The 16,887-nt window shown below is 67.7% G+C and carries 16 protein-coding genes, 1 tRNA gene and 1 riboswitch; of the genes, 5 read left to right on the top strand and 12 right to left on the bottom strand.

The features are described from left to right. Window positions 1-9 precede the first annotated feature (9 nt). Window positions 10-801, top strand: a complete 792-nt coding sequence (locus ACIP5Y_RS32005) for a hypothetical protein (RefSeq protein WP_400355750.1) — start codon at window positions 10-12, stop codon at window positions 799-801. A gap of 70 nt (window positions 802-871) precedes the next feature. On the opposite strand, the gene ACIP5Y_RS32000 is transcribed toward ACIP5Y_RS32005, so the two are convergent. From ACIP5Y_RS32000 to ACIP5Y_RS31955, 10 genes are all read right to left on the bottom strand, one after another. Next, on the bottom strand, window positions 872-1,693 hold the full coding sequence (locus ACIP5Y_RS32000; protein WP_400355748.1) for a VTT domain-containing protein: 822 nt from the start codon (window positions 1,691-1,693) through the stop codon (window positions 872-874). 482 nt (window positions 1,694-2,175) lie between these two features. Beyond that, on the bottom strand, window positions 2,176-3,345 hold the full coding sequence (locus tag ACIP5Y_RS31995; protein WP_400355746.1) for a hypothetical protein: 1,170 nt from the start codon (window positions 3,343-3,345) through the stop codon (window positions 2,176-2,178). A gap of 115 nt (window positions 3,346-3,460) precedes the next feature. Beyond that, window positions 3,461-3,784, bottom strand: coding sequence for a hypothetical protein (locus ACIP5Y_RS31990; RefSeq protein WP_400355888.1), 324 nt, complete (start codon window positions 3,782-3,784; stop codon window positions 3,461-3,463). Between the two features lie 177 nt (window positions 3,785-3,961). Next, a tRNA-Gly gene (locus ACIP5Y_RS31985) sits at window positions 3,962-4,037 on the bottom strand. A 106-nt stretch (window positions 4,038-4,143) separates the two neighbouring features. Continuing rightward, window positions 4,144-4,956 carry a hypothetical protein gene (locus ACIP5Y_RS31980; protein ID WP_400355744.1) on the bottom strand — a complete coding sequence of 271 codons (813 nt, stop codon included), beginning with the start codon at window positions 4,954-4,956 and terminating at the stop codon, window positions 4,144-4,146. Next, window positions 4,953-6,668 (bottom strand): cutinase family protein, encoded by a 1,716-nt coding sequence (locus ACIP5Y_RS31975; protein ID WP_400355743.1) that lies wholly within the window; start codon window positions 6,666-6,668, stop codon window positions 4,953-4,955. The genes ACIP5Y_RS31980 and ACIP5Y_RS31975 overlap by 4 nt, the downstream gene beginning before the upstream one ends. 75 nt (window positions 6,669-6,743) lie before the next feature. After that, window positions 6,744-7,526 carry a hypothetical protein gene (locus ACIP5Y_RS31970; RefSeq protein ID WP_400355741.1) on the bottom strand — a complete coding sequence of 261 codons (783 nt, stop codon included), beginning with the start codon at window positions 7,524-7,526 and terminating at the stop codon, window positions 6,744-6,746. 119 nt (window positions 7,527-7,645) lie between these two features. Beyond that, a complete protein-coding gene (locus ACIP5Y_RS31965; RefSeq protein ID WP_400355740.1) occupies window positions 7,646-8,506 on the bottom strand; it encodes a hypothetical protein in 861 nt (286 codons plus the stop codon). Window positions 8,507-8,509: 3 nt separating this feature from the next. Then, window positions 8,510-9,271, bottom strand: a complete 762-nt coding sequence (locus tag ACIP5Y_RS31960; protein WP_400355738.1) for a hypothetical protein — start codon at window positions 9,269-9,271, stop codon at window positions 8,510-8,512. 49 nt (window positions 9,272-9,320) lie between these two features. Then, window positions 9,321-10,748 carry a hypothetical protein gene (locus ACIP5Y_RS31955; protein WP_400355736.1) on the bottom strand — a complete coding sequence of 476 codons (1,428 nt, stop codon included), beginning with the start codon at window positions 10,746-10,748 and terminating at the stop codon, window positions 9,321-9,323. A 336-nt stretch (window positions 10,749-11,084) separates the two neighbouring features. Between ACIP5Y_RS31955 and ACIP5Y_RS31950 the strand changes: the two genes are divergently transcribed. Further along, window positions 11,085-11,720 carry a hypothetical protein gene (locus tag ACIP5Y_RS31950; RefSeq protein ID WP_400355734.1) on the top strand — a complete coding sequence of 212 codons (636 nt, stop codon included), beginning with the start codon at window positions 11,085-11,087 and terminating at the stop codon, window positions 11,718-11,720. Window positions 11,721-11,723: 3 nt separating this feature from the next. On the opposite strand, the gene ACIP5Y_RS31945 is transcribed toward ACIP5Y_RS31950, so the two are convergent. Together ACIP5Y_RS31945 and ACIP5Y_RS31940 are read right to left on the bottom strand one after the other, a co-directional pair. Next, on the bottom strand, window positions 11,724-12,038 hold the full coding sequence (locus ACIP5Y_RS31945; RefSeq protein ID WP_400355732.1) for a DMT family transporter: 315 nt from the start codon (window positions 12,036-12,038) through the stop codon (window positions 11,724-11,726). 7 nt (window positions 12,039-12,045) lie between these two features. Then, window positions 12,046-12,111: riboswitch (guanidine-III (ykkC-III) riboswitch) on the bottom strand. A gap of 64 nt (window positions 12,112-12,175) precedes the next feature. Beyond that, window positions 12,176-12,571 (bottom strand): nitroreductase/quinone reductase family protein, encoded by a 396-nt coding sequence (locus ACIP5Y_RS31940; protein WP_400355730.1) that lies wholly within the window; start codon window positions 12,569-12,571, stop codon window positions 12,176-12,178. A 117-nt stretch (window positions 12,572-12,688) separates the two neighbouring features. On the opposite strand from ACIP5Y_RS31940, the gene ACIP5Y_RS31935 reads away from it, so the two are divergent. The 3 genes from ACIP5Y_RS31935 to ACIP5Y_RS31925 all read left to right on the top strand — a co-directional run bounded on the left by ACIP5Y_RS31935 (window position 12,689) and on the right by ACIP5Y_RS31925 (window position 16,685). Continuing rightward, entirely contained in the window at window positions 12,689-14,224 is a 1,536-nt protein-coding gene (locus tag ACIP5Y_RS31935; protein ID WP_400355728.1) for an MFS transporter, read from the top strand. Continuing rightward, the gene (locus ACIP5Y_RS31930; RefSeq protein WP_400355726.1) at window positions 14,214-14,810 is read left to right on the top strand and encodes a TetR family transcriptional regulator; all 597 of its coding nucleotides are present in this window, start codon (window positions 14,214-14,216) and stop codon (window positions 14,808-14,810) included. The genes ACIP5Y_RS31935 and ACIP5Y_RS31930 overlap by 11 nt, the downstream gene beginning before the upstream one ends. Window positions 14,811-14,996: 186 nt before the next feature. After that, complete coding sequence (locus tag ACIP5Y_RS31925; protein ID WP_400355725.1) at window positions 14,997-16,685, top strand: DUF222 domain-containing protein; 1,689 nt, start codon at window positions 14,997-14,999, stop codon at window positions 16,683-16,685. The last annotated feature ends 202 nt before the right edge of the window (window positions 16,686-16,887 follow it).

The following is a 16,887-nucleotide window of genomic DNA, read 5'->3' as shown; positions in this document are numbered from 1 at the left end:
GTACAGCGCATGAAATTCTGGCTACGCGGACGGCTGCTGGCGGCCGGCGCGGACGATGCCGGAGTCGACGTGGCGGTCGGTACGGAAACCCCGGATCTGCTGTGGCGCAAGGGTGATCGGCTGGTCGCCGTCGAGGTGTCCAGTGCGCCACCGGAGTTGGCCGAGGCCCGGCAGCGCACCGGTACCCTGAAGAGCAGTGGTTGCAGCGAGGTGCTGTGGCTCTGCCCGCCGGGTTTCTGGACGGCGCAGCTGCCCGCGCTGGGCATCGACGACTTCGCGGCCGAGGGCTGCGAATACCGGATCGTGGGCGGCCTGCTGGTCACCGGGCCCGGCGGTGTCGTCGTGCCCCGGCACAGCGGCTGTGACCTGCGGGAATTCATGACCGCCTGGGTCGCGGAGGAGCTGTCCTACGGCTACCGCGACGAGCACACGGGAGGATGGGCGACGGTGACCGACTGGGAACGGCACACCCGCACGCAAGCGGCCGTCATCGCGCGGCAACGCCAGGAACTGCAGAATCAGCGGTCCGCACTCGCGGTGGCGCGGAAGGCCACTCGCGACAAGACCAAACAACTCATGCGCCTCAACCACCGCCTGGAACGCGCCGAGGTGGCCTCACAACAGCAGGCCGACGACCTCGCCCAGGCCCGCCGCCGCATCGCCGACCACAACCGGGTGGACGCGACCCTGCGGATGACGGTGTCCTCCCAGAAGTCGGCTCTCACCCACTGGCAGCTGATCACCTGGTTCGCTGTGCTGATCATCATCACGTTCGTCGCCGCCGGGGTGTTCCTGAAGTAACCAGGCCCGAACAGCAAGCCGGCCCGCCTCCACTGGAGGCGGGCCGGCTGGTGTCCGGCGCGGTCTCGCGTCACACAGCGATCAGGTTGGCCTGGGCCTGTTGGCTATTCGGCACTGTTGCGGTGTTGCCGGGCGAAGTAACGGTGTTGTCGGGCACTGTTGCGGTGTTGCCGGGCGAAGTAACGGTGTTGTCGGGCACTGTTGCGGCGTTGCCGGGCGAAGCCGCGGTGTTGTCCGGCACTGTTGCGGCGTTGCCGGGCGAAGCCGCGGTGTTGTCCGGCTCGGTTATGGCGTCGTAGGGCACGGTTGCGATGTTGTCGGGCACGGCTGCGGTGTTGCTGGGCACGGTGGTGGTGCCGCTGTGGCGGTGCAGCAGCGGCCGCGCCGCCAGCGCGAGCACCACGGCCACGAGCAGCGAAATCCCGAGCCCCGCGAGGGGATTGCCGGTGATGCTGCTGCCGAGGTAGCCGAGCATCGTGGCGTAGCAGGCCCACAGCATCGAGCCGACCAGCGAGACCGGCGTGAACCGCCGCAGCTTCCACCGCAACGTGCCCGCGAGCACGGCTCCCGCACTGCCGCCGGCGGGCAGCCAGCGCGCGCCGATGAATATCGGAGCCCCCCACCGCCCGGTCCGATCGAGCAGCCACCCCGTCACCTTGCGCGTGGACCGCCCCCGCGAAAGCCACCCGAGAATCCGGTGCCCACCCCACCGCCCACCGGCATAGAGCAGGTGATCCGACACCGAGCACCCCACCCCGCCCACCAGCATCACGGTGAGCGGCGAAACATGCGTGAACGCCGCCAGCGCCCCCAGCCCGACCAGTGTCGGCTCCGTAGGAGTCACCGGCAGCACGGCAGCCACGAATGCGGTGATCAGCGCTGCAAGGCCCATGCTGTACAGCCTGACCGGTAACCCTGGTAACACCCTGCGAGCAAGGTGTGGCAGTCGTTGGGACCGCGTGGGCCGTGAACGGCGCGGCGAAAAGCGAGAATGCGAACTGGAAGCACCGGTGCGCGAGGCCAGGTGTGGAAGTCACTCAAACTGCGCACCAGGCGGCGAGCGGGCGAGCCGGAAGATCACCGGGCGAGGCGTAAACACAGCGCGCACCCGGAAGGCGCGCGCGAGGAAGAAAGTCAGCGCATGACGCGATAGCGGCAATGCGTGAGGGGTGACAGCGCGTGCGGGGACTCATCGCAAGTGGAAGCAGAGCCCTGTGCGCGAGGAGGAAAGTGAGCGCGTGAGGCCGACAGGCCCGCAGGCGAGGGCAAGAGGGCAGAGCGCGTCGGGCGGAAGGCCGGCGGCCGAGGGAGGAGGCCGACGCGTGGGGCGGGAGGCCGGCGGGTGAGGCGGGAGGCCGGCGGGTGAGGGGAGGGTTAGCTGCTGAGGCGGAAGGGGCCGCGGTCCCAGCGCCAGTTGTTGCGGAGGACGAGGGCGGAGAGGTCCAGGAGTTCGAGGCCGGTGGTGGTGCGGAGGGTGTGGAGTTCGGTCCAGGTGAGGGGGGCGGTGGCGAGGCGGTTTCGGAGGGGGTGTTCCTGGTGTGAATCGACCTGGCGGGTAAGGAGATCCGCGACACCGAGGCGACTGCCGGTCCAGACCAGCCAGCCCCAGTTGCGGGCGTGAGCGTAGGCGCGGCCGGCGGCGGCGCGGGCGCGCTGGGCGTGGAATGCGGTGTGGGCCAGGGGGATCACGTCGATGAGGGCCACGCGGTCGTCGGTGAAGCGGACGGCGACGGTGGGGTGGTGCAGGCGTTCGGAGCCGTCGATCTCGTAGGTGAGGGCGGCGGGGAGTTCCCGGAAGGATTCGACCCGTTCGCTGCCGTCGAGCAGGCGGAAGAGGCGGGCCTGTAGGCCGGTGGCGAAAGTTACTTCGCGGCCCAGTTTTTCGGAGAACATGGAGCCGCGGCTGTCATCGTCGATATCGGCGGGACGCGCGGAGATCAGCGGTAGGTCCTCGGGGGTGCCGTCGGCCCATTCCACGCGGCGCAGCCAGGGATTCCAGATGTCGGCGGGTACGTCTTCGGGGTGCAGTGGCGGGAGCAGATGCCAGCGGCCCTTCTGCTGCCAGCCGGCGATGCGCTGGAAGACGAAGCCCGCCATGCGTTTTGCGTCCTGCAGGTCGTGACCGGCCAGCCGCAGTTTGAGATACGCCCAGTCCTGCGCGGCGATATCGCTGTCGGTGGCATAGGTTTCGGCGAGCAGGGTGCGCACCAGCCGCTCATCGCCCCAGCCGACCGGGTAGCGCTCGGCGAACACGCCCGTGTCCGGCTGCCCGGTGGCCTGCGCCTGCCGCACGGCGAGGCCGACGGCGCGGGTGTAGAGCTGGCGGGCCCGGTCCCGGGAGACGCCGAAGCGCAGCCCTAGCATGGTCAGCGTTTCGGGGCTCTCGCCGTCGAGTCCGAGCCGGCAGGTGAGCAGTTCCCCGTCGCGTGGCCGTTCGGTGGCGGCTTCGGCTGCCATGGCGGCCAGCACCTCGTTGACGTCCTCCAGCCCGAAGGACACGCTGTCGGCCGGGTCGTCACCGAGCCCGGTGTGCGTGGTGCTCATATCGCTCGTCGTCAAGGCGGCCCCTACCGTCTCTACCGGCTCTACTGTCTTTACCGTCTCTACTGTCTTCGCCAGTCTGTTCGACGAGCGTAACGGGGCGCACCGACAAACAGCGTCAGCCGATCACCGCGTTCATGATCGTGCCCGCACTGGTGGCGATGATGCCGCCGATCATGGCGCCGGCCACCATCTTCGGCGAGGCCAGGCCGCTGCCCGACCACTTCTCCCAGGCGAACCGGCCACCGGCGTAGGTGATGGCGAGGACGCCGGACAGTAGGACGAACCACGTGAAGTAGCGGACCAGCTTCAGCAGCTTGTCGGCCACCGGCGGCGTCTCCGGGGTGGGATTGCTGATCTGTGCGAGCACCTGGTTGCCGAGTCCGGCGGCTCCCGGGTTGCCGAAATGCGTGAGCACAGTGTCGTGGAAGGCGCTGAGCATGATCGTCACCACATGAAGGTACCGTCATTTCGGTCCGGGATGCTTACGAATGTGTGTGAGATCTACTGTGCGCGAGGATCTTTCACAGGGTCTCAGCGCCCGGACGGTCGGTATTGTCGCACTGATCCCGATACGGCGAAACCCCGAGCCGCGGAAATCGCGAACTCGGGGCTTCGGTGGAGCGGATGACGGGATTCGAACCCGCGACCCTCACCTTGGCAAGGTGATGCGCTACCAGCTGCGCTACATCCGCGAACCGCTTCCGGGGCGTTTCCGCTCCCTCGGCGTGCGAGAGAGAACATTAGCCGACACCCCGCGGAAGTTCCAAAACGCCTCGCCAACGGCCTTGCGAGGACGGTTCAGCGGGGTTTGCCACCGTCCGGCACCGGCACGATGGCGGAGATGAGCGTGCGGTCCCCGTTCTTGGTGGTGATGACCAGTTGCGGAGTCCAGGTGCGCCGCGTCGTATCCGGATGGGTTTCGGTGACGATCATGATGTGCTGCCCGTCGAAGGGCCCCGGCATGATCTGCACGCAGTAGGTGGTGCCCGCCGGAATGCTGTCGATCCCGGCCTGGATCTGCTCGACGGTCGGTGCGGCGGCGTCGGCCGCGTACATCTCGTGCACCGCCGGGCCGGAGCGGTCGACGTAGTACCGGTTCTGCAGTGCCAGAATCGCATCCGGCCCGGACCCGAATCCGCCGGGACCGTTGCCGCGCACGTTCCCGTCCCGCGTCTCATTGGGGCATACGTCCGGATTGCCCGCTGCCGCCGGTTGATCCGTGGTGGCGGGCGCTCCCGTGGTCACGGGCGCCGCCGCCACCGAGGGCGGGGCGGCCAGCGGTTTCCGCGGCCCGGAATCAGACCCGGTGAGTCTGGCGATCTGCACCCCGACCGCCGCGGTGACCGCGAGTACGGCCAATACCGCCAGCAGCGGCACCAGCCAGTGACTCGGCAGGCCGCGGCGGCCGCGCTGATTTCCAGGGTTCCCCGGGGACCCCGGGTTCCCCGGATTCCGGGGTGGCGGATCGTCTTCGTCGTAGTAATCGTCCTCGTCGAAGTACTCCTCGACGACCGGTCGTGCGGCAGCCCGCGGGACACGTGGCGGCGCGATCCAATCCGACCAGCTGCCGCTGTATGCCTCCGGGTCGTAATCGGGCGTCGTGGCACTCATCGCGAAGCCTCCGGATCGATGGTCGGGATGAGAGGCGCAACGGTCGTGGACAGGCCGGGGGAGTCGGGCGGCAGGGCGGCCACGGGCGGTACGGACGTGACGGTCGGCGCCGCGGTCGGTTCCGCACCGAACAGCGGCGGTACGGTCGTCGCCGGGGCGGTGCCGGAAGGGTCTGCGCCGAGCGGGAATTGGCCGTTCGCCGGACCGGTGGTGGGGACCGTCGAGCTGGGCGCCGCGAAATCCATGCCGACCGGCGGTTTGTCGCTGCCGCCCTTCGGTGTGCCGCCCGGTGTGCCCGCGCCGGACAGGTCGTGCGCGAGCGCCGCGAACCAGGAGCCGGCGTATTGGGTTGGGCTGTTGCCGAATTCGGCGCCCTGCGCTTTCGTGTAGTCGTGCTTCTGCGCGGTGTTCCAGTACTTCACCCAGTTGCTGATGTCGAGCATGTCCTTGTTGTCGGTGACGTTCTGGGTCAAGGCGCTGAACGCCTCGGTGACCAACCGGCTGATGGTGGTCGGCGGCACCAGATCCGCGACGGCGCCCACCAGTTTGGTGCCGAACACCGCCAGTCCGGCCAGCGGATTCGCCAGTCCCGCGGTGGCGATCTCGGCGATATTGGTCGGCGTCAGAATGTTCTTCACCACGGCCACCACGGAATTGATCGCGATGGTGCCGATCTTCAGCAGCGCCTGGAACGCGCCGGGCATGTCCACCTGCGAGTTCGGGTCGGCGGCATCGGCGATCCGCTGTGAAATGGATTTCTGCGGTTCGTAGTCGGCATCGGTGAGGCTGGTGCCCTGCACATCGTTGTTCACCACATCGGTGACGGTTTTGATCGAGGTGTAGGCGAGGGCGTCGGCAATGGATTTCAGGGAGGCGATCGGATCGCCGCCCGACAGTTCGACCTGGCTCGCGATATTGGCGACCGTGCGTACCAGCGGCGCGCTGTTGGGCGCGTCGCAGGCGAGGTCACCGTCGGTGCAGAAGCTGGCGACCCGCCCGACGAGCTGACCGAAATCGGTTGTCGCACCGGGTTGCAGGCCGATGCCGGAGCCGGTCACCGGCTGCGCGGGCGCGGGCGGCAGCGCCGTCACCGCGGTGCCCGGGGTGCCGGGTGCGGGATCCGGGGTGGTCCTGTCGGTGGCTCCCGGGAATACCGAGGCCCCGGCCGTGCGGGTGGGATCGCCGAACAAGGCGACGGCGGCGATCCGATCGGGCGGCACCGCACCCTGCCCGGCCCCTTCCTCCTGCGCGAACAGTGAGGCCACGTGCGCGCCTTGCGAATATCCGGCAATCGCCAGCCGGGTGTTCTGGCAGCGGTCGGTGACCTGTTTCGCCATGGAACGCAGCCGGACCAGGCCCTGGGTGATGGATTGCGAGTACGGCGTCTTGTCGATCTCCGTCGCGCCGCCGAAGGAGGCTTCGTACGGTACGTAGGCGCGGTCGACGAGTCCGGGATCGCCCGCCTCGTTCATCATGGGCCGGAAAACGGTGGACAGCATGCCCGTATCGGTGGTCACCGCCGCGTCCGGCGAGGACTCCCCGGTGCCCTGGATACCGAGTGCGAACAGGGCCGGGCAGGAGGTGATGGGCACTTGGGTGTCGGGTGGATCGGCGCCGGCCCCGCCCGCGACGGCCACCGTGACGGCGCAGGCGGCCGCGGTGATCAGCGCTGAGTTCCGAATCGCTGCCCTGGTCAGCGGTTTCCGACCCATGGCGGTGTCCTTTCCCGCACGGGTGGCGCCTCGATACTGCCCTCGGGCCCGGCCACCGGTGCGCGCCTTTTCAGGTCATGGACTGGCTTTGCCCGCGCTTCGATGCGCGTGTTCGGTGATCCGCGCCCCCGCACTGCGGGCGGTGGTGAGGATCTGCTCGGCCAGCAGCCGAACCGGTTGTGGTGGAGTGCGGGTGGGGTCCCCGTCGTGCAGCGGTGTGCTGTCGACGCTGGGCGTCCATTCCGCCAATTCGTGAGGTTCGTAGGAGCGCCACTGCTCCAGCCAGCCCAGCCGCCACGTGCGGGCACCGAGCTGGAAGGCCAGCGCCTCGGCTTCGTCGCGGCGTTCGGCGACCGAAATCGGCAGTGGGCGTGCGACATCGGCGATGGTGACGACGCCGACCACCAGACTGCCCGCCGGTGTGGCATGCTGCCGATGCGCGATGAGCGCGCGCAGCAGCGCATTGAGCCCGCGCATATGCGTGCGAGCAACCAGCACCACCAGCGGCGAATCCATGTCCGCCGCAAGGCCTATGCGGGCGGGCCACCGCTGCCCGGCATCCCCGGCCCAGCTCAAACTGGCCGCGAGACTGCTGACTCCGGCCCCGCCGTGCACACCCACCAGCCACACCAGCGGTGGGCGCGGCGGGCTGTTCGGTACCGCCCGATGCCACATCGGGACCGGTGGTACGGCGGCCGGCGCCGGTTGTGGTTCCGGCTCGGAACGAGACGCCACGGGGGCGTACTTCGGATCGGGTTCGAACCGGCCGGTGGGGGCGGCATGCCAGTAGTCCGGGTCGAGTCGGGTGGTGCCGGCGGTGTGATTGCGGTCCGGTCCGGGGCGCGCGGTGAACCCCATATCCAGGTCCGGATGCGGCTCTACGGCAGCGTGTTTCGGCCCAGGCCGCTTTCTCCCGGTGGGTTCGGGCTCGGGTTCGGGCTCGGGTGATGTGGCGAAGGGTCTCTCGTCGAGGGCGGTCATCGCAGTGCCGCCAGGAGAGCGAGGTAGGCGTCGCGGGTCTGGGCGGTGAGCCGATGCCAGGAGACGAGGCCGCCGCCGGCGAGATGGATGTCGAACGGCACTGTCACCACTGCTCGTACCCAAGACCCCAGATGGGTGCGCACATGTCCGGATACGGTCGCCGCCGAACCGGGTACCTGCTCGGTGAGCACGATGACGGCATCGCCGACCACGAATTCGCTGAAGTTCTCCTCCAGCCAGTGCAGGGCGGGCTGCAGCCGATTGACCGCATCCGGCCGCGCCGCGACCGTGATCACCAGGCCGACCCGTGGATCGGCCAGTAGAGGAGCGGCCAGCCTGCTGGTCACCGGCGCGCCCGCATCGAAAACCGCGAGCAGTCCGGCGTTTTCGAGGTTCCGGGCGATCGAGATCAGGGATTCCCTGCGCGGCAGCGGATCCGGGCTGCGCGATAGCACCCGCACACCCGTCGAAGTCTGGCCCGCGCACGCGCCCACCGCGGAGGCGAGTTCGGGATGCGGGCTGTTCAGCCAGCGTTGCAGCGTGCTCACCGGTTCGGCGGCATCGCAGCCGCGCAGTGCGAGGTCACCGCCGCCGAGGGTGGCGTCGACCGCGACGGGCCATATTTCGCCGTCACTGTCCACGGCCGCGGCGGCCGCCAATCCGAGGGCGGTCGTCGAGGCTCCCGAGGATCCGGATCCGCCGAGTATCAGCGCCGACGGCAGCGCCGCTCGCACCAGCCGGCCCTGCCCGCCGCGCAATGGCACGGTATCGGTGGGTGCGCCGGCGGGCGCGGGCTGTGTCAGCTCGGCGGGTGCGCCGGCGGTGGCGTCCCGGATCAGGGCTTCGACATCGACCATGGCTCACTGACCTCCCGAGACGATGGAGGTGATGCGCACCTGCCCGTCCCGTGCGGTGGTGGCGATGGTGTTCTGCCACGAATTCTGCGAGCCGTCGGGATGTTTCTCGTCGACGGTCACATTCCAGCGGTCGGGCATGAGTGGGGTGATGGTCACGCAATGCTTGGTGCCGGCGGGGATCGCCGAAATGGCATCGCGGGTGGCCTGTTCCGGCGCGGCCTGCGCGTCCTGGGTGAGGGTGGCGCGTACCGCGACCGGATCCCGCAGCACGTACCAGGCGTATTCGAGATGCAGAATGACGCCCGGCCCCGAGTTGAGATCGCCACTGCCGGAACCGCTCACCAGCTGCGGGCTGCTCTTCGCCTGACACCAGGCGGCCAGACCGGGTTGTGTCGCGACCGGTGTGGGCAGGGCATTCGTGGTCGGCGCGGTCTGCGGGCCGGAGCGTCCACCGGCGAACTCCACCACCGCCACGATCATCCCGAGCAGCACCACGATCGCTGCGGCGCCCGCGGCCAGCGCGCGATTGCGCACCGTCCGCTGGCGCTTCGTCTGTGCGGCCCGCCGCCGTGCCTCCTCCATGAGGATCGCCATCGGATCCTCGGCGAAAAGCTCTTCGGCGGTGGCCTGCCGCGCCCGCTGCTCGGATTCGAGCGCGGGCGCGTGATCGTCGGAAAGCCATTGCGCCCAGCCGGGACTCGCGTCCCGCTCACCGCCGGCCCCGCCGTCGTGTTCCGGTGGCAGTGCGGGCATAGGCGGTCGCACCGCCGTGTCATCTCCTCGTTCGATCACGGTGTCACCCGTTTCGTCGTGCTCAGGCGCCCGGCAGCGCCGGCTGTAGCGCCGCCAGCACGGACTCGGGGGTCAACGGCGGCATCTGCGAAACCGCGTCCCGCAGCGAATTCACCGTCGTATTCACGTTCTGCACAACCTGATCCACCACCGGCTGCACCTCCCGCTGAACTTGCTGCACGATGGGCTGGACTTGCTGCACAACAGGCTGGACTTGCTGCACAACAGGCTGGACTTGTTGCTGAACTTGCTGCGCAACGGGCTGGATTTGCTGCGCAACGGGCTGGATTTGCTGCGCAACGGGCTGGATTTGCTGCGCAACGGGCTGGATTTGCTGCGCAACGGGCTGGATTTGCTGCGCAACAGGCTGGATTTGCTGCGCAAGGGGCTGGACTTCTTGCGGAACCTGCTGCGCAATCGGCTGTACCTGCTGCTGCGGGACCTGTGGCACGACAGGTTGCACCTGCTGTTGGATCTGCTGTGCAATCGGTTGCACCTGCCGCTGCACAGCCTGCGAGATCTGATCGATTGCTGTGCTCACCTGCTGTGCAATCGGCACGATTGCCTCGGGCAGTGGCGGCAGCGCGGGCGCGGCGTTCGCCGGAGCGGGCGCGGAAACCGGCTGTACCGCAGGGGCTGCCGTGTCGATGAGTGGTGGGGGAGACGGCGGCGCGACAGTGGGCAATCCTCCGGAAAGTCCTCCTACGGCACCACCGGCCAACGCGCCGAGGGTGACGCCTGCGGCGAAACCGGGGAAAGCACCGACCGCACCGCCGATTACGCAACCGGTTCCGCCGCCGACTGCCGCACCGATGGGGGCTCCTGCTCCAGCGGTCGGAACGCCGGCGATCGCTGCTCCGGCAACAGCGCCGATCACTCCGCCGATTACGCAACCGGTCAATCCGAAGAGTCCGGTTCCCGCAATGCCCAGCCCACCACCGATTGCACTACCTGCCACGCTGCCCGCGGCCATCCGATCCGATTGGTCGCGGGGGAATCCCAAGCTGTCGTATCCGGCGGCGATCTGCCACTCCGCCATATCGAGGTAGGCCTGTGCCTTGTCGCGGGTCTTGGTGTCTACGAAGTCCGGCAGCTCAACGGCGTTCGTCCCGACGCGCAGCCGGTGTGGGTCCGCCGGCATGACTTCCGGTGCGTTCGCGGGAGGCTCCGGCTGCACCTTGTCCGGCTGGTTCTGCGACGGAACGTAATTGTCGGGCTCGGTCTGCTGTTTGGGCCGGGGGCGTGCGGGTGGGGCGATGGGTGGGTCGGGGATCCAGTCCGAGGGGCTCGGTGCGCTGTTCGCGGGGGGTTGCGGGGCGGTGCTGAGGCCCGGTTGGCCTTCGCCCGGCACGGCCAGTCCGGGTTGCCCGGGCGCCGCGGCGGCTACTCCCTGTCCGGTGACGAGCATGATGGGCAGGACCGATAGCGCGATGGAGGTTCGTTTACTCATTCCCATTCCCAATCCCCCCAATCCCCGAACGGACAGTGGGCCCTCGTGCGCCCGGCCCCCTGACAGCCGCGGCATCCCACGCCGCCGGCCGACCCCATCCGCACGTGGTCCATCGAATGTGTAAGCGATGACCCATGATTGACCCCACCAGCGTGCGATGATCATGTTGCGGCCCTGATACTACCTGTATCACCGCCTCCCACAACCGCATACGGGACAGTTGGGACGAAATATGCTAAGTAGCAATCTCGCTTCGTAGGATCGTCCAATCACACGGTTGGCCCGGTGCGCCGCAATACGTCTCGCCCGCCCGCTGGTTCCACCGAAGGAAAACCCATGCGCGCCAAGCCGGCATATTTCGCGCAAACCCTGGTGGCCCTCGCCGCCGTGTGCACCCTGGCCGCCTGCGGTGGCGCGAAACCGGCGGTCGCACCGGCCACCAGCACCCCACCGGACCCGTCCCGGCCACCGGCGGACGTGCACTGGGAAACCTACGAAGGCGTCCGATTACCCATCGGCGGGCGCGACGGCCCGTCCGATCTCGGCACCACCGCCACCGGCTATTCGCACAGTCCCCAGGGTGCGGCCCTGGCCGCCATCAATCACAGCACCCGCTTATCGGTGGCTCCGGACGGTGAATGGCCGCAGCTTGCGGCCGAATCCCTCATTCCAGGTCCGAGCAAGGACGCCTGGGTGCTGGCGCGAGCGCAGGTTTCGATCACCGCGCCGATCGATCAGAAGGTCGCCCCGCGTATCGCCGGGTACAAGGTCACCTCGTATCGGCCCGATCGCACCGATCTGACCGTGTACAGCACCTATTCGGACAACAGCATCACGGCCAGCGCGGAAACCGTGATGTGGGCCTCGGACGATTGGCGGCTCCTCCTCCCGGACCCCGCCGCCAAAACCCGCACCGTGCAATCGGTCCCGGCCATCCCGCCCGATGCCGTCAAGTTCGACACCACCAAATAGCGGTCAGTGCACCAGTTTCAACCCCACCACGCAGGCCACGATCCCGCCGAGGAACAGCATCTTCAGCAGGCTCGCGGATTCGCCGCCGGTGGCCATCGAATAGACGACGGTCAGTACCGCGCCGATCCCGACCCACACCGCATACGAGGTGCCGATCGGCAATTCGCGCATGGCGTAGGCCAATCCGGCCATGCTCGCCAGCAGCGCGACACCGAAAACGACGGTCGGCCCCAGGCGCGAGAACCCCTCGGACTTACCGAGGGCGGTGGCCCAAACGGCTTCGAGAACGCCGGACATCAGCAGAATCAGCCAAGACATGACAACCTCCGAGGCCGTCTTGTCGCGCGCCGGGTACGGCTCCCTCGTCCGGTGCCCCAGAGCGGGGCTCCCTCCACAATGGCAAATTCCCAGTCACCGGGGCAAATCCCGGGCTGGTGATCTCTGCCTCCACTGCTTCAGTGATCCAGATCGACACGCACGGTCAGCAGATCGGTCCCCACCAATCGCACCGCCGCACTGTTGGCCCGCGGCAATGACCGCAATCGCTCCCGCGCATCATCCTCGGGCAGCAAATGCGCGGTCCCGTCATGCCACACTCCGTGCAACCGGACCCGGACCCGATCGTTCGCCTGGATATTGCGCACGTACTGCGATTTCTCGCCGAACTCGGACACCAGCCAGAACTGATTCCCCACCCGCCGGCCCCCGATCGGTGTAATCCGCGGCTCCCCGCTCACTCGCCCTGTCGTCTCCAGTAGCTGCTGAGTCGACAGTCGTCCGAGGATCGGATTCCCCACCCGCCGTTGGAATGTCGTGACCACCCGGAATTGGATATCGCGCAGTGTCGCCATAGCCAGATCCTAGGGCTGATTCCGCGTGCGGTTCGGGGTTGCGCTGCGGTCTGTCACGGGTTCAGAATGTGGAGGTAACTACCAAAAGATGGTTACCATCAATGGGAGGTTGCCTCCATGATCGGCAATGGAATGACGAAATGGTGGGCGCTGGGGGCGGTCAGCCTGAGCGTGCTGGCGGTGAGCCTGGACGGGACCGTGCTGTCGGTGGCCTTGCCGACGCTGGCGCGCTCGCTACATGCTTCGGAGTCGGATCTCGAATGGTTCTCCGCCGGCTATCTGCTGCTGCTCGCGGCGGCGGTGCTGCCGGCCGGGCTGATCGGTGATCGGTACGGACGCAAGATCACGATGTTGAGCTCGCTGGCCGTGTTCGGGATCGGTTCGGCGCTGTGCGCGCTTGCGCCTTCGCCCGGCTGGTTCCTGTTCGCGCGGCTGCTCATGGGATTGGCCGGGGCCGGTATCACCGTGATGGCGCTGTCGGCGCTGACCGTACTGTTCGACGAGGGCGAGCGGCCGAAGGCGGTCGGGGTGTTCCAGGCGGCGAACTTTCTCGCGCTGCCGTTGGGGCCGATTCTCGGCGGGTGGATGCTGTCGCATTTCTGGTGGGGCTGGATGTTCCTGCTCAATGTCCCGGTGGTGATCCTGGGGCTCGCGGTCGGCGGGGTGCTGGTGCCCGAATCGCGGTCCGCGCAGCGGCCGGGGATGGATCCGATCGGCACGGCCGCTTCCATGATCGGATTGGTCGCGGTGACCTATGGACTGGTGAAGGCGGGGGAGGCCGGGTGGTCGGATGTGGCGGCCATCGGGTGGATGATCGCGGGAGTCGTTCTCCTGGCGGGGTTCTTCTGGTGGGAGCGTGCCGTTGCGCGTCGCGGTGGTGCGCCGCTCATTCCGCCGGTGTTGTTCCGCTCCAAGGCTTTTGCTTCGGGCGCTGCATTGGGCGGGCTGGCCGGGCTGGGCATGATCGGCTTGCTGTTCACCATGCCGCAGTACTTCCAGGCGGTGCACGGTCTGGATGCGCTGGGTTCGGGGCTGCGGTTGCTGCCGCTGGTGGCGGGCCTGCTCATCGGCGCGCTGCCCGCGGCACGGTTGACGCGCGTGATCGGTTCGAAACTCACTGTGGCACTGGGATTCACGCTGCTGGCCGCCGGGGCTGGTCTCGGTGCGGCAACTCGGACCTCGTCGAGTACCGCCTTCGTGGCGGTGTGGATGGCGATCCTGTGCGCCGGCACCGGAATGGCGCTCAGCGCAGCCACTTCCGCGGCGATCACCACCCTCTCGGTCGAGCGCAGCGGTATCGGCTCCGCGGTGGTGCAGGCGTTCAACAAGACCGGCGGTCCGGTCGGAACCGCCGTCATGGGCAGCATTCTCGCCGCCGGCTATCGGCGTCACCTCGACCTGTCCGCGGTATCGCCCGCTGCCGGAGCCGAAGCGCGCAAGAGCGTCTACGGCGGCATGGCGGTGGCGCAGGACCTGGGCTCGCCCTCGTTCGGCAAGTCCGTGCAGGACGCGTTCGTATACGGGCTGGACATTTCGATGCTGGCGGCCGCCGGTATCGCGGTCGCGGGTTTCGTGCTGACGCTCCTCTTCCTGCCGGGCCTGCGGACATACCCTGATCCTGACCGTCCGAAGGAGCCCGCCCATGTCGGCTGATGCCGCGAAACCCGGTTTGCGCGAACGCAAGAAGGCCCAGACCCGCGCCGCCATCCAGACCCACGCCCTGGAGCTGTTCCGGAAGCAGGGCTACGAGGCGACCAGGATCGAGCAGATCATCGCCGCCGCCGACATATCCGAAAGCACCTTCTTCCGATACTTCCCCACCAAGGAAGACCTCATCCTGCAAGACGAGTACGACCCGCAACTCGTCGCGGCCCTGCGCGCCCAACCCGCGGACATCCCCCCGATCACCGCGATGCGCAGGGTCCTCGCCGAGGTGTTCGGCGGCATGTCCGCCCGGGAGCGCGCCGAACAACGCGACCGCGTCGACCTCATCCTGTCCGTCCCCGCCCTGCGCGCGACAATGCTCGACGGGCTGATCCAGGGCACCCGGATTCTCGCGGTGCCCCTCGCCGAACGCATGGGCCGCAACCCCGAGGACTTCGCCGTGCGAGTCATCGCGGGCGCGATCATCGGCGCCCTGACCACGGTCCTGATCGAACTGGCCGACAACCCTGGCGCAGACTTCGTCGACCTCATGGACCAAGCCATGGCTCATCTGGAGTCCAGCGTCGAATTGTGAACTGCGGAACCACAACCCGGCCCGCGGGTAAACGTGCAAAGCGTAAGCGCGCGACCCGGACCTACGACGCCCTCCCGGACGAGTTCGCGAACCGGTGCACGAATGAAGTGACCGATAGTCTGAAAAGCTTTGTATCACACTGGATTTAGGCTGGATTCGAACACTAGTTCGATATAAGATGGTGGTATGGGCACCGGGGGGAACCACTACAGCAGCGACGCCACCGCGGCGTTCGGTGCCGGTGTCGACGCCATGCTCGACACGAACTTCACCCGCTTGACCGATGAGCAGGTCGTTGCGATGTTGCGTGAGGTCGAGGCCGATAAGAGGCGTTTCGTGGCTGTCGAGCATCGGTTGCTGGTCGAGATCGAGCAGCGTCGTATCCCGGAGAAGGCCGAAGCCCGCAGCACCACCCAATACCTGGCCACGATCCTGCGCCTCTCGCATGCCGAGGCTGCCGCGCGCGTGAATGCCGCGAAGCTGTTGGGTCCGCGTCTGGTCGGTGGGGAGGAACTCGAACCTCTGTTGGCCCATACTGCTGCCGCGCAGGCCGCGGGGGAGATTTCGGTTGATCATGCGTGGCGGATCGCGAAGATCCTCAAGCGGTTGCCGGTGCATGTGGATGCGATACAAGCCGAAGCGGTCGAGCAGCAACTCGCCGAGTATGCGCGCACGGGGTGGCCGGATGATCTGCCGAGGATCGGTGATCGGATTCTGGCGTTTCTGGATCCGGACGGGGTCTTGGTGCAGGACAAGGATCGTCAGCGGATGCGGGAGTTGGTGATCGGTAAGCAACGCGTGGATGGCATGTCGGCGATCCGTGGGGAGATCACCCCGGAGTTGCGGGCCCTGTTGGATCCGGTGTTGGCGAAGTTGGCGCGCCCGGGCATGTGTAACCCCGAGGACGCGCAAAGCCCTTGGACTACCGGTGATTCCGTCGGTGACGGGATCGACCCGGAAGTGTTGCAGGGGTGCGTGAAACGTGACCTGCGTAGTGCCGGGCAGCGTAATCATGATGCGGTGTTGGCGTTGCTGCGCCCGGAGATGGGTCCGGCCCACCTCGGCCAGCATCGGGGGATGCCGGTCAGCACCGTGGTCACCATGACCGTCGCCGAACTCGAAACCGCGGCCGGGGTCGCCGTGACCGCCTCGGGTGGGCGAGTCTCGATCGAGGAGGCATTGAAGCTGGCACAGAAGTCGATTCCGTGGCTGGCGGTACTCAACCACACGGGCATGCCCCTGTATCTGGGTAGGGGCAAACGCATGACGGGCAAACCGGTGACGGGCACGGCGGTGACGGGCAAGGCGGTGACGGGCACGGTGCCGCGGATGGCGAACCCGGCGCAACGGATAGCGCTGATCGCTGCCGAGCGTGGCTGCACTCGTCCGGGTTGTGATGCGCCCGCGACGATGTGTCAGGTGCATCATGTCACCGAGTGGGCCAAAGGCGGTCCGACCGATATCGACAACCTCACCCTGGCCTGCGACGCCTGCCACGCCCGCGTGCATGACGGGCCCGGTGGCTGGAAAACAGTGAAACTGGGCGAGGATTCGAAGTATGCGGGCCGTACCGGCTGGATCGCGCCCGCGCATATCGACCCGAGTGGTGTCGCGCAGGTCAACCACCGCCACCACGAGAAAGAAGCCCTCGCCGAATCAGCGGCGAAGATCCGGGCACGCACCGAGCGGGAATCGCGCCGTCATCGTGAATGGCTGGCGCGCCGAAGCTGTTCAGGTGGGGCGCAAAACGACGAGCCGGACGTCGGGGTATCGGCTGGATCGGCCACCGTGGCGGCAGCCGGACCGCAAGCCGGGCCAGCAGCCGGACCGCAAGGCGGGCCCGACGGTGGGCTAGGGGCCGGGCTAGAGGTCTAGAGAGTGTGAAAGAGGCGCGACCAGTACACCAGCGTGAGGGAATGAGACATATCCCCACACTGGTGTACCGGTCGCGCCTGTTTCAGTTTCCTTCGGGTTCCGGGGTTTTCGTGCTTTCGGTTTTCTGGTTTTCGGTTTTTCGGGTTTGTGTCTCGAGAAGGTGATGCGTGCAGTCCGTGGGCTGGGATAGAGGGTGACGGCT

The sequence above is a fragment of the Nocardia sp. NPDC088792 genome, from assembly GCF_044750615.1.
Classification (GTDB): Bacteria; Actinomycetota; Actinomycetes; order Mycobacteriales; family Mycobacteriaceae; genus Nocardia.
The sequence above is the reverse complement of the archived record's forward strand: the minus strand, read 5'-3'. Positions and strand labels throughout refer to the sequence as shown.